This window comes from Polynucleobacter sp. IMCC 30228, from assembly GCF_021395205.1.
In the GTDB taxonomy this organism is placed as follows: domain Bacteria; phylum Pseudomonadota; class Gammaproteobacteria; order Burkholderiales; family Burkholderiaceae; genus Polynucleobacter.
This window is the reverse complement of sequence record NZ_JAJVCS010000001.1, coordinates 589416-602208: the sequence shown is the minus strand read 5'-3', so window position 1 is coordinate 602208 and position 12793 is coordinate 589416. Positions and strand designations below refer to the sequence as shown.

The following is a 12793-nucleotide window of genomic DNA, read 5'->3' as shown; positions in this document are numbered from 1 at the left end:
CCTTTAGGGTTATTCTTTATTATTTTCTTTGGCTCGTTCAATCAATACTGCAAAAGCTGGTAGCGTTTTCCCCTCAAGAAATTCGAGGAATGCGCCACCACCCGTAGAAATATAGTCGACTTGTTTTTCAATGCCATATTTCGCAATGGCCGCTAGAGTATCGCCGCCGCCAGCAATTGAAAACGCAGGTGAATGGGCAATTGCCGCAGCTAACATTTTGGTACCACCACCAAATTGGTCAATTTCAAATACCCCTAAGGGGCCATTCCAGACAATCGTGCCAGCATTAGCTAACATAATCGATAATTTTGCTGCTGCTTTTGGACCAATATCAAGGATCATATCGTCGGGTGCAATCTCGCTAACTGCTACTCGATTGGCTCTGGCTAAAGGTGAAAGCTCATTTGCGACCACCACATCTTCGGGAAGCGGTACATGCGCACCGCGCTTTTCCATTAACTCCATGATGTCGCGTGCTTCTTGCACTAAATCGGGCTCAGCTAACGATTTGCCAATTGGCAAGCCTTTGGCCAACATAAATGTATTAGCAATTCCGCCACCGACAATTAATTCATCAACTTTGCTCGCTAATGATTTTAAGATGGTTAACTTGGAAGAAACCTTGGATCCAGCCACAATTGCCACCAGCGGGCGCTTTGGATTGGCCAGCGCACGGCTAAGGGCATCTAATTCTGCCGCCATTAAAGGGCCGGCGCAGGCAATGGGGGCAAATTGGGCAACCCCATAAGTGGTGGCTTCGGCACGGTGTGCAGTGCCAAATGCATCATTAACGTAGACATCGCATAATGCGGCAATCTTCTTGGCTAAGACTTCGCTATTTTTCTTTTCGCCTACATTGAGACGGCAATTTTCTAAGAGTACTAATTCACCTGGTTTCACTTCAAAGCCACCATCAACCCAGCCACTAATTAGCGCAACCTTGCGATTTAATAATTCCGCAATACGGCGAGCCACTGGCGCCAAACTATCTTCTGGCCTAAATTGCCCTTCAGTAGGCCGACCTAAATGCGATGTAACCATTACCGCCGCACCCGCATCGAGGCACATTTGTATTGCGGGCATCGAGGCCCTAATGCGGGTCTCTTCGGTGATCTTTCCGGTTTCATCTTGGGGTACATTCAAATCAGCCCTAATTAGTACTCGCTTGCCCTGCAGTTGACCCGTGGTTACGAGGTCGCTAAGGCGCTTAACATTAAAAAGGGTGGCAGGCATAGAAGGCAGCTGAAATTAAGGGAAATGGCCTCCATTTTAATGAAAACTCACCTCTCCCACCACCTTCTTTACTGGCACGCTCAATAAAGAGCTTACCTGCTCTACAATAAGTGCTTTAAATGCCTAGCCAGCTTGGCTCATAGGCTTCAAAGGGCTTTTTCTTAAACTGCTACAAAGGGTAAAAACATGTCGATGTCTGACCGCGATGGCTTTATTTGGTTTGATGGGAAGATGGTTCCCTGGCGTGATGCCAATATTCATGTACTCACCCATTCCCTGCATTACGGTATGGGGGTATTTGAGGGTATTCGGGCTTATAAAACTCCTGATGGCCCAGCGATTTTTCGCCTTAAAGAACACGTTAAGCGCCTCTTTAATGGCACGAAAATTTTCCAAATGCCAATTCCCTATAACGAAGCGCAAATTACCCAAGCCATTATCGATGTCGTTAAAGATAATAAATTAGCGGCTTGCTATATTCGGCCAATTGTTTTTATTGGCTCAGAAAAATTAGGGGTTTCGCCCACCGGCAATACCATTCATACCTCCATTGCCGCTTGGGAATGGGGAGCATACCTTGGGGAAGACGGCTTAAATAAAGGAATTCGCGTAAAGACATCCTCCTTCACGCGCCACTTTGTGAACTCTTCATTAGTTCGCGCAAAAGCATCAGGCTACTACATTAACTCTATTTTGGCGCACCAAGAAGTCGCTGCCAACGGCTATGATGAAGCGCTACTTCTAGATACCGAAGGATATGTTTCGGAAGGTTCGGGTGAAAATTTCTTTATGGTGCGTAACGGTATTGTGTATACCCCTGATCTTGCTTCGTGCCTAGATGGCATCACCCGCGACTCAATTATTGATATTGCTCATGACCTAGGGCTTAAAGTCAAAGAAAAGCGTCTCACGCGCGATGAAGTTTACACCGCCGATGAAGCGTTTTTCACGGGCACTGCAGCTGAAGTAACACCGATTCGTGAGCTTGATGATCGGATGATTGGCGATGGCCTAAAAGGACCTATTACCAAGCAAATTCAAGATGTATTTTTCTCTACGGTCTATGGGAAAAATGAGCGTTATAAGTCATGGCTAACCCTAGTGAAGTAATGACAATGCAAGTGACTACCGAATCCTCAGCAAACTTAAAGCCCATCATGATTGATGGTAAAGATTTGCCTTTACACTGCCCTCCTGGCGCAAGCCCTAGCTGGAATTTACATCCGCGCGTTTTTCTCGATATCGTCGATACGGGTCAAGCAAAGTGTCCTTATTGTGGAACAGAATATCGCCTCATTCCCGGAACCGCGCCCCACGGCCATTAACTCGGTTACTCGTATCCTCATCATCGCCCCAAATTGGATTGGTGATGCGGTGATGAGTCAGCCGTTCATTGCGGCCATTAAGCAGGCACTTCCTACTTGCCATATTGATGTGCTCGTAACGCCTTGGGTGGCGCCTATTTATCGCGCTTGCGCCGAAGTGAATCAGGTAATTGAGGTGCCACTTCAGCACGGCAAATTACAGTGGCGTACGCGTTTGCAACTAGCACAACAATTCCGTTTGGCTCATTACACGTCCTGTTTTATCTTGCCGAATAGTTTAAAAGCTGCCCTCATCCCTTGGTTGGCAAAAATACCTGTTCGAATTGGCTATCGTGGAGAAATGCGCTGGGGATTAATCACCCATGCTTTAGCTAATCCACCGCAAACCGCGCGCGGGCCGATGGTGGAACACTACGCCAAATTATTGCATTTGCTCCCCAAGTTAGCCTTACCTATAGGCGAGTTGGTCTCCAGTAAGCCAGCGCGTTTATTTATTCCTGATCAGGATCAAACTGAAATTCAGCAACGCTTAGCCAAAGAAAAAATTGACGTTGCGGCGCTCTATGTTTTGGCACCCGGCGCAGAATTTGGCCCAGCAAAACGCTGGCCAAGTTCACACTTTGCGGCCCTTGCCGCGATGATTTTGCAACACAATATGCGCGCCCACATCATCATTTTAGGCAGTGCTAGCGATCATGAAATAGGTCAATCTATTCAGGAACAAGCAAAAAATTCGGGGATTAACACCGCCCGTTTACATAATTGGTGTGGCACCACTAGCCTTAATCAGGCACTTGCTACCATTGCAAATTGTCAAGCAATGGTGAGCAATGATTCAGGCCTAATGCATATTGCGGCAGCTTTAGAAATTCAGCAAGTGGCTATTTTTGGTTCAAGCGACCCACACCATACTCCCCCCCAATCGATTAAAGCTAGCGTCATTTGGTTACACTTACCTTGCAGTCCTTGCTACCAGCGCACCTGTCCGCTTGGCACCTTAGCCTGTTTACAAGAAATTACTCCAGCGCAGGTTTTTACTGCCTTGAATCTTTAGGAAATCGAGATGCCCAGCCTTGCTCGCCTGTTTCAAAATGCCGATGAATTAGTAGATGCCTGGCGAAATACCTTGGCTCACCGAAATGTACAAGGTGCACTTGATCTTTGGTTAGACGATGACAACATTACTTGTGTTCTGCCTGAAGGGCAACGCTTAAGTGGCCACGCTGAAATTCGCAAGGGTTTAGAGCGGCTCTTAGCGACCCGAGCTCTATTTCTTGAGCCCATTTACAGCATGTCCCATGCGACATTAGGTACTGCCATTTATGACACCACTGAAGCGGTTCATTTTCAGCCCGATCAAATTGAAGCCGAATTTTTCTTAAATATTACTTTGGTTATTTTGCAAGATAGCCAAGGATGGCGCATTGCTCATTTACATGCAAGCCGCTCAACTGAAGAAAATTTTCCTCTACCTACTAAACATCACGGCCTACACTAAGTCCCTACACTAAGTCATGGGCTTAACTCGGTTGGCGCCCTGGTCTGCCTTCATCTTGCTGTTGCTCGCGAAACATCCGCTGATAATCACGAATGCGAGCATCAATTGTAGAGGCTTGATAAAAATCACTACCCCCAATTGAGCGAGCGATTTTTAATTGATCTATTGCGTATGGTAAAGCACCTTCTAAAGCAAATTTTTCTGCCAAAGCGTAATGATGTAACGCCAGTTTATTATCTTGCCGATAGGCGGTGGCTAACAAAGACCACCATAAAGGCTCTGAAGCTTGTAATTTAGTGCGATTTTTCAGCCAAGAAATCGCTTCAGCATTGCGCCCGAGTTTTAATTCAGCATTAATCATTGCTACAGGCGCCGCATACGACTGTGGAAAGGCTTTCACACTGGCTTGAGCAATCTGCAAAGACTCCGCTAATTTTCCTTTGGCCATGGCCAGCTCAGCAGTTGTAACATCTAAAGAAATGCTTTGGCGCTGAATAGGCGAGCCTGGGGCAATGACGGCCTGGGTCAGGTTTCGGACCTTCTGTAAAAACCCTTCTGCTTGATCAATTTTGCCCTGCCGTTGAGCTACTAAAGCTAAGCCGTAATAGCCCTCTAGCTGTTTTTCTGCTTGAGATTGCTTACTCAAGCCATCAAAGATTAAGCGTAAATCGTATAAACCACTCGAACTACTTTGTTGTTCAACTCGGGCGCGCGCTTTAATTAAATAAAACTCAATTGATGGGGGTATATTGCGTGGGGGCACGACCCGAGCTCGATCTTGCATATCGGCAATACGATCAGTCGTTAAAGGATGGGTGCGTACATATTCTGGAATACCTTTATCCATAATGCCAGTGGCTTTTTGTAAGCGCTGGAAAAATAAAGGCATTGCATTCACGTCGTAACCACTGCCTTGCAAAATTTCAAAGCCAATACGATCTGCTTCGCGCTCGGCATCCCGCGAATACGATAATTGATTATTAATTGCTAAGGCTTGCCCGCCAGTCATTAAGCCTTGGGCTGCTGCCGGATTTTTTGCTGCCGCTAATGCACCCAACAAGGCGCCCGCTAAAGCAATCATAGTGTTGGTGGTTTGCTTGTCCATTTGTCGTGCTAAATGCCGCTGCAACACATGTCCAGTTTCATGTCCCATCACCGATGCAACCTCAGACTCACTTTCTGCTGCCACGATTAGGCCAGTGTGAAAACCAATAAACCCGCCTGGTAAAGCAAAAGCATTTATTGAGGGGTCTTTTACTAAGAAAATTTCATAGTTATAAGCTGCGCTACCTTGATTATTTGCTCCGCCCAATTGTAATTTTTTGGCAGTTTGCAATAGGCGTCGCTCCATTTCATTTAAAAAATCATAAATTGGTAAATCGTCTGAATAATCAGGGTCAGGACGAATTTCACGCATAATCCGTTCGCCCATCTTTCGCTCTTCTAATGGGCTCAATGCATTACCACCAGGATCGCCCATGTCGGGCAATAACAAGGTGGGCCGCTCTGTAGTTTGCGATCGCGGCGGCAGATTACTCGAGCGTGCATCCGGCGATTGCACAGCTCTCCCTAAATTTTCTAAAATAGCCGAATTACCCTGCACCGACACATCGGCAGCCCGTGCTGTTGAAATCATCAAGGGCATGGGTAAAGCAAGTGCAGCAATTAAACTAAGCGTAATCCATTGCCGCAGACGGCGGTAGCAAATTTGACCCAATTTATCCAAAATTTCGATTTCCATCCCTCTATGGTAAAACTTATCCTATGAATAAACTCACACATTTTGATGATAGCGGTCAAGCCCATATGGTTAATGTGGGAGATAAGGACCATACCCAGCGCTTAGCAATTGCTACTGGCTCTATTTGCATGCTGGCCGAAACCTTTGCCATGGTTGAGGCAGGAAGCCATAAAAAAGGGGATGTTTTAGGAATCGCCCGCATTGCAGGAATTCAGGCGGCCAAAAAAACAGCTGATTTGATCCCCCTTTGTCACCCCCTTGCCCTAAGTCACGTTAGCGTCAATTTTGAAGCGGATGCTAAAAGCCATACCATTCACTGCCAAGTACGTGCCGAGACTACGGGCCCTACCGGTGTCGAAATGGAAGCCCTCACCGCAGTCCAAGTCGCCCTCCTCACCATCTACGATATGTGCAAAGCAGTAGACCGTGGCATGGTCATGAGTGATATCAAGCTCTTAGAAAAGAGTGGCGGTAAGAGCGGGGAGTGGAAGGCTAAGTAGGAAGCAATTAAGATAGGGGATATGACCGCATTTTTCCGTTCCCTATTTTTGTGCGCTGTTTTGCTTTTAACTGCTAGTTGTTCCAGCTTGCTTGCGCCTTTTTTTCCCGGCTACACAGCTACAGACAAAAAAAATACCCAAACACCCTTAAAGCCATTTACTTTTAACGATTGGGCCTATTTGGTAGATTCGGCTAATCTCGAATGGTTTTATGACCCCACCACCCTTAAGCAGAATGATGAGGGTGTAATTAGCTTAGAAGTACTCACTAAAGCTAAGGGTCAGCCTTGGCCCAAAATTGGTATTCCGGCAAATGCCAAGGAAGCTGCTCTAGATGCACCCCCAGTGGGCATTTCTCATCCAGCGAACCCACCGGAAGTTATTGAAGTAGTTGTAGAGCCAAAGCTTGATCCTAAGCTAGAACAGAAGTTATCTCCACCGGCAGATATGGGCTCTAGTCAGATGGCGGAAAAGACGGTTGATCTGAAGTTAGACCCAAAGCTTGTCAAAAAAGTAGTGCCTATCATTATTTTGCAGCCTGCTTTGATTGAAATTGACTGCGCTCTGAATATCTTTAAAGCTCAAATTTCCGAAGTCTATGCGCCTTCAATCCCCTTCGTACCTGTTGTTCCTGGAGAAAAACCAGCGCCACCGCCAAAAACTCCTGCCATCTCAAGCTTAAATGATCTGGGCGTCAGCCAAGGAGAATGGAAAGACATTAAAGGTAATACGGCGATGCATTGGGTTAAGGTAAGGCTGTGTGGGCGCACTGTTTTTGGCAACCCTGCGCGTTATTATTTCTTATACCAAGACCCGCCAATAATTAAGCCGCCATTACCAGAGGTTAAATTAACTCCTGCAAAAGCTCCTGTACCAATTAAACCTGATCCTTTACCGCCTCCGCCAGTGGTATTCGATATTCTGTATAAGCAACTTGTAGCTGATAAGAAAACAGGCAATAAAGAGATGCGCTTAATTTCATATAAGCTAGATACATTGTTAAGCGATGAAATTCTCTGGACTTATCGTGCTGATTGCCAAAATAAAAAATACCAACTAAATAAGTTGAATGAAGCAATTACGGGCCAATGGCTGCCCATTGGCAATGCGATTTCTTTCTCTGGGGTAGCCTTCAATCGAGCCTGTGGAAAACATGGTGATTACATGAATACCGTAAATGAGTTCACTAAGTAGTAAATACTAAGCTGACTCACTTACGGCATTTCAAGGTCTGCAGCTAGGCTTACCTTATTTGGTAGAGCGACATTCGGCCGGCAACAATTGTTGTGGCAGCGTTGACTCTTTAGATCGACAAGACCATCCGCCGGCCCAATTCATGCCTGCAGGCTTTGATAAATCAACCTCGCTTGGCATTGATGCATCGGGATCATTGGTTGGTATTAAAACTAAAGCATTTTTACCATCAACAGAAACAGATTGCTGAAAATCGATAGCAATTGCACCGCTTGGCAAAATTTCTATCAGCTTAACGCTGCGCGTTGGTACAAATGAGAAAGCGCCTTTCGTAGCTTCATCCATAGCAATAGTACCGCGGCTGGCAAAGACTTCAGTAACAGCCAGTTTTGCGCTTGACGATAAATTCATGCCTTCAACAATGCGACTTCGTGCAATATAGTCTTGGTATTGAGGTACAGCTACCGCCACCAAGATGCCAATGATGGCTACAACAACCATCACCTCAATTAAGGTAAAGCCATTACGTTTTTTCATGTTCAACTATCCTTTTCGAGTGGAAAATAGGATGATCAACTCATATGCTCAAGTACTCAAGCCGTTTAGGCATAAGAAAAAGCCGACTTTGTTTGTCGGCTTTTCAGATTAAGTGGTAAATCACTTATGCTTTATGGGCTCGTTTGCGTCTATTTTTTCTTTTAAGCCAAGTGCCCAGCAATACCACAAACACGACCCCTACCATTTCAAAAGTGGTATGTGCATCCTCCATTGCCACTTGAATCGTTTCTTTAATAGCAGGATCTTCAACAAACATACCACCAGCTAACAAGCCCAATAAGCCTGCGCCTAGGGTGATTACTACAGGGAAACGTTCCATTACTTTTAATAGCATGGTGCTACCAAAAATAATCAATGGAATGGATAAACCCAAACCAATGATGAGTAGTAATAGCCGCGTTTCTTCAGGGCCTTTTTGAGCCGCTGCAGCAACCGCAATAACGTTATCTAAACTCATGACTAAGTCGGCGATCAAGATCGTACGGATTGCTCCCCAGATATTTGACTCGGCCTTCATTTCGGGATCTTCATCGCTATCAGCTAGTAATTGCACGCCGATATAGAGCAATAAAATTGCGCCAACGATTTTTAAGTAAGGTAAGCCCAGCAGTTGCACTGCGGTAATGGTTAAAACTACCCTGAGAATAATGGCGGCGGCACTACCCCAGAAAATTGCGGTCTTTTGTTGTTTTGGTTGCAAATTACGTGAGGCCAAAGCAATTACCACTGCGTTATCGCCTGATAACAAAATATTTGCCACAATAATTGAGCCCAACGCCAACCAAAACGATGCATCTGAAAATGCTGCCATTAATTCCATAAAATCTCCTCAGTTCCTATTTTTTTATCATCTTTTTATATGCTGCTTTGCTTGAGTCTACGCACTTGCTTTTTATAGCATTGCCTTTAATAAAACCGCCATTTCCGATGGGTTGCGTGTGACCTTGAAACCACATTCTTCCATAACTGCGAGTTTTGCGTCGGCCGTATCGGCACCGCCTGAAATCAATGCACCAGCGTGACCCATACGCTTACCTGCAGGGGCTGTAACCCCAGCAATAAAGCCCACTATGGGCTTTTTCATATTCTTTTGGCACCAGCGAGCTGCATCTGCTTCGTCTGGGCCACCGATTTCACCAATCATAATGACCGCATCGGTCTCGGGATCATCATTAAATAACTTCATGATGTCGATATGCTTTAAGCCATTGATGGGGTCACCGCCTATACCTACCGCAGTTGATTGACCTAAACCAATTGCGGTTAGTTGCCCTACTGCCTCATAGGTTAAGGTGCCCGAGCGACTGACCACACCAATGCGGCCTTTCCGATGAATATGGCCTGGCATGATGCCAATTTTGATTTCTTCAGGGGTAATAATTCCGGGGCAATTTGGGCCTAACAAGAGGGTTTTTTTGCCACCTTGGGCTTCCTTAGCGCGCATTTTATTGCGTACTTCCAACATGTCGCGCACTGGAATACCCTCAGTGATGCAAATTACAAAATCTAAATCCGCTTCGACCGCTTCCCAAATAGCAGCAGCGGCACCAGGTGGGGGTACATAAATAACCGATACGGTTGCACCCGTTTGTTGTGCAGCCTCTTTTACCGTGCCAAAAATGGGGATATTGAAAATCGATTCGCCCGCTTTTTTTGGATTGACTCCTGCCACGAAGCAATTTTTACCATTCGCGTATTCCTGACATTTTTCAGTATGAAATTGACCGGTCTTGCCCGTGATTCCTTGGGTAATCACTTTGGTATTTTTATTAATCAAAATTGACATAATCTAATTCCTAATTATTGAGATAACTAAATGAGTGGCTTTAACTAACGAGTTTGTATGGGTATGAAGTAGTACTAAGCAGCCTTTACTGCAGCCACTACTTTAGTTGCGGCTTCGGCCATCGAGTCGGCGCTAATGATGGGCAAGCCTGAGTCGGCCAAAATCTTTTTGCCTAAATCTTCGTTGGTGCCTTTCATTCGCACTACTAATGGCACTGAAAGGTTAACGGCTTTGCATGCTGTAACAACACCCTCAGCAATGACGTCGCATTTCATAATGCCACCAAAAATATTCACCAAGATGGCCTTCACACTTTTATTTTTTAGCATGATCTTAAATGCTTCAGTGACTTTTTCTGCATTAGCGCCGCCACCAACATCTAAAAAGTTCGCTGGTTCACCGCCAAATAATTTGATGGTATCCATAGTTGCCATGGCTAAGCCAGCACCATTAACTAAACAGCCAATATTGCCGTCAAGTGAGATATAAGCCAAATCAAATTTAGAGGCTTCAATTTCTGCGGGATCTTCTTCATCCTCATCACGATAAGCCACGATTTCGGGATGACGATATAAGGCATTGGCATCAAAATCAAACTTGGCATCGAGCGCTTTGATATTGCCGTTTCCTTCTAATATCAAAGGATTAATTTCCACCAATGAAGCATCGGTATCCCAATAGGTTTTATATAAATTCTTAAATACTTCACGCGCCTGAGGTAACGAACTAGCAGGAATACCAATACCATTGGCAATTTCGTCACATTGAGTATCGGTTAATCCTACCAAAGGATCGACAAAGACTTTAATAATTTTTTCTGGCGTTTTAGCGGCAACTTCTTCAATATCCATGCCACCTTCACTCGATGCCATGACCACATTTTTTTGCGTGGCTCGATCGGTCAAGATGCTGAAGTAGTACTCTTTTTTGATGTCGGCTCCATCTTCAATTAATAGTCGCCGTACTTTTTGGCCGCTGGGGCTGGTTTGATGGGTAATCAGTTGCATACCCAAAATTTCACTGGCAAAGGTTTTTACTTCCGCCATATTTTTTGCCAACTTAACCCCACCTCCTTTACCGCGTCCCCCAGCATGAATTTGTGCTTTTACGACCCATACTGGACCACCCAATTTTTCTGCAGCCTGTAAGGCCTCATCTACGCTAAATACAGGCATGCCATTGGGTACTGGAACATGAAATTGGCGCAAAATTGCTTTGCTTTGGTATTCGTGAATTTTCATAACTACTCCTGAAACGGGATTTGACTGGGCTTAACTGCGTAAGTCTAGCATTTTGCCGTGTCGAGGCAGCGTTTTATGCCCCGAGGGTAGTTACTGCTTATTGGGCTTACCGCTGATAATTCTAGCCACTAGATCAGCATTAAAGCCTTTGGAGACTAAAAATCGGTATTGCCGGGCACGTTCTTTGGGTTCAGTAGCGATAAGGTCAAACTTTCTCTCCCACAGCTCTTTAGCGCGGGTAAATTCGCTTAACTTCAATTGTTCAAGTAGTTCAGCGCTATGCTCGGAACTGACCCCTGCTCTATTTAATTCGCCTTGAATTTTTCGCATCCCATAGCGCTCGCTACGGCGGCGCACTAAAGCTTCGGCAAAACGGGTATCAGACAACCAACCACGTTGCTCAAAATCATCGAGAATGCTTTCGATCGTGAGCATGTTATCGCCTTCGACTAGGTCTATTTGAGAGGCGTATTCACTTAATTTACTACCTAGGTCTTTACGGCTGTACTCGCGCAAAGATAAAAGTCGCAAAGCCCGAGCTTTGAGACTCGGGCTTTGCGACTTACGGGCTTTTAGAACATCACCTGAATCAGGCATCAGCCGACTCGAGTTCCTCATCACTCAGCACACTGGCAACCACTTGTGTGCCCGACTTAACGCCTAATTTCTCCCGAATTTTGGCTTCAATTTCTTTAGCAATTTCTGGATTTTCTTTTAAGAATTCGCGCGCATTATCTTTGCCTTGGCCAATGCGCTCTGTGTTATAGCTATACCAAGAGCCTGATTTTTCGACGATGTCGGCCTCAACGCCCATGTCGATAATTTCTCCCTCGCGCGAAATACCCGTGCCATACATGATATCGAAGATCGCTTCACGGAATGGGGGCGACACTTTGTTTTTTACCACCTTCACACGGGTTTCATTGCCAACTACTTCATCGCCCTTCTTGATACTGCCAATGCGACGAATATCTAAACGCATAGTGGCATAAAACTTTAAGGCATTACCGCCTGTAGTCGTTTCTGGGGAGCCAAACATCACGCCAATCTTCATCCGAATTTGATTGATGAAAATGACCATTGAATTGGTTCGTTTGATAGTGCCAGTTAATTTACGAAGCGCTTGGCTCATTAACCGTGCCTGTAGTCCAGGTAATGAATCGCCCATATCACCTTCGATTTCAGCACGAGGCACTAATGCAGCTACGGAGTCGATCACAATTAAATCGATTGAACCTGAGCGTACTAATGCATCAGCAATTTCAAGTGCTTGCTCACCCGTATCTGGCTGAGAAATTAAGAGGTTATTTACATCTACTCCCAAGCGGGTTGCATACTGCACATCTAAGGCATGTTCAGCATCAATGAATGCGCACGTGCCACCAATTTTTTGCATCTCGGCGATGGCATGCAGTGTGAGTGTAGTTTTGCCCGATGCTTCAGGACCGTATATTTCTATTACCCGGCCACGCGCTAAGCCCCCAACGCCTAAGGCAACATCGAGCCCTAAAGAACCGCTTGATACAACTTGTATATCGCGATTGATTTCAGCATCGCCCAATCGCATGATCGAGCCTTTACCAAATTGTTTTTCAATTTGCGCTAAAGCTGCTGATAGCGCCTTTTGTTTATCTCCGCTCATGCCGTCAAACTCGGATGAGGCTGATTTTTTCTTGTCTTCCATGGCTATCCTTTTCGCTTTTAACTGGGCTTGGCC

14 protein-coding genes are annotated in these 12793 nt (G+C 45.4%); 6 read left to right on the top strand and 8 right to left on the bottom strand.

Features of this window, described 5'->3' with window-relative positions; genetic code table 11:
• Positions 1–9: 9 nt before the first annotated feature.
• On the bottom strand, positions 10–1233 hold the full coding sequence (locus LZT21_RS03205) for a phosphoglycerate kinase (protein WP_233924625.1): 1224 nt from the start codon (positions 1231–1233) through the stop codon (positions 10–12).
• A 186-nt stretch (positions 1234–1419) separates the two neighbouring features.
• On the opposite strand from LZT21_RS03205, the gene LZT21_RS03200 reads away from it, so the two are divergent.
• From LZT21_RS03200 to LZT21_RS03185, 4 genes are read left to right on the top strand one after another with little or no spacing between them, the layout of a single operon-like run.
• The gene (locus tag LZT21_RS03200) at positions 1420–2343 is read left to right on the top strand and encodes a branched-chain amino acid transaminase (protein WP_233924624.1); all 924 of its coding nucleotides are present in this window, start codon (positions 1420–1422) and stop codon (positions 2341–2343) included.
• 5 nt (positions 2344–2348) lie between these two features.
• Entirely contained in the window at positions 2349–2558 is a 210-nt protein-coding gene (locus tag LZT21_RS03195) for a zinc-finger domain-containing protein (protein ID WP_233924672.1), read from the top strand.
• Positions 2509–3612 (top strand): lipopolysaccharide heptosyltransferase II, encoded by a 1104-nt coding sequence (waaF, locus tag LZT21_RS03190; RefSeq protein WP_370634758.1) that lies wholly within the window; start codon positions 2509–2511, stop codon positions 3610–3612. Before LZT21_RS03195 ends, waaF begins: the two co-directional genes overlap by 50 nt.
• A 9-nt stretch (positions 3613–3621) precedes the next feature.
• Positions 3622–4056 (top strand): nuclear transport factor 2 family protein, encoded by a 435-nt coding sequence (locus LZT21_RS03185; RefSeq protein ID WP_233924623.1) that lies wholly within the window; start codon positions 3622–3624, stop codon positions 4054–4056.
• A gap of 22 nt (positions 4057–4078) precedes the next feature.
• On the opposite strand, the gene LZT21_RS03180 is transcribed toward LZT21_RS03185, so the two are convergent.
• The gene (locus tag LZT21_RS03180) at positions 4079–5797 is read right to left on the bottom strand and encodes a M48 family metalloprotease (protein WP_233937506.1); all 1719 of its coding nucleotides are present in this window, start codon (positions 5795–5797) and stop codon (positions 4079–4081) included.
• Between the two features lie 23 nt (positions 5798–5820).
• Between LZT21_RS03180 and moaC the strand changes: the two genes are divergently transcribed.
• On the top strand, positions 5821–6297 hold the full coding sequence (gene moaC / locus LZT21_RS03175) for a cyclic pyranopterin monophosphate synthase MoaC (protein WP_233924621.1): 477 nt from the start codon (positions 5821–5823) through the stop codon (positions 6295–6297).
• 21 nt (positions 6298–6318) lie between these two features.
• Positions 6319–7491, top strand: coding sequence for a hypothetical protein (locus tag LZT21_RS03170; RefSeq protein ID WP_233989216.1), 1173 nt, complete (start codon positions 6319–6321; stop codon positions 7489–7491).
• Between the two features lie 54 nt (positions 7492–7545).
• On the opposite strand, the gene LZT21_RS03165 is transcribed toward LZT21_RS03170, so the two are convergent.
• The 6 genes from LZT21_RS03165 to recA all read right to left on the bottom strand — a co-directional run bounded on the left by LZT21_RS03165 (position 7546) and on the right by recA (position 12760).
• Entirely contained in the window at positions 7546–8028 is a 483-nt protein-coding gene (locus LZT21_RS03165) for a pilin (protein ID WP_304610427.1), read from the bottom strand.
• A gap of 124 nt (positions 8029–8152) precedes the next feature.
• Positions 8153–8860: a TerC family protein gene (locus LZT21_RS03155; RefSeq protein ID WP_370634772.1), complete on the bottom strand. Its 708-nt coding sequence runs from the start codon at positions 8858–8860 to the stop codon at positions 8153–8155.
• Between the two features lie 81 nt (positions 8861–8941).
• Positions 8942–9835 carry a succinate--CoA ligase subunit alpha gene (gene sucD, locus LZT21_RS03150; protein ID WP_233924616.1) on the bottom strand — a complete coding sequence of 298 codons (894 nt, stop codon included), beginning with the start codon at positions 9833–9835 and terminating at the stop codon, positions 8942–8944.
• Positions 9836–9909: 74 nt separating this feature from the next.
• Complete coding sequence (sucC, locus tag LZT21_RS03145) at positions 9910–11076, bottom strand: ADP-forming succinate--CoA ligase subunit beta (RefSeq protein WP_233937656.1); 1167 nt, start codon at positions 11074–11076, stop codon at positions 9910–9912.
• Positions 11077–11166: 90 nt separating this feature from the next.
• Positions 11167–11673, bottom strand: coding sequence for a recombination regulator RecX (gene recX, locus LZT21_RS03140; RefSeq protein WP_233924612.1), 507 nt, complete (start codon positions 11671–11673; stop codon positions 11167–11169).
• Positions 11666–12760, bottom strand: coding sequence for a recombinase RecA (gene recA / locus LZT21_RS03135; protein WP_233924610.1), 1095 nt, complete (start codon positions 12758–12760; stop codon positions 11666–11668). Before recA ends, recX begins: the two co-directional genes overlap by 8 nt.
• Positions 12761–12793: the final 33 nt, after the last annotated feature.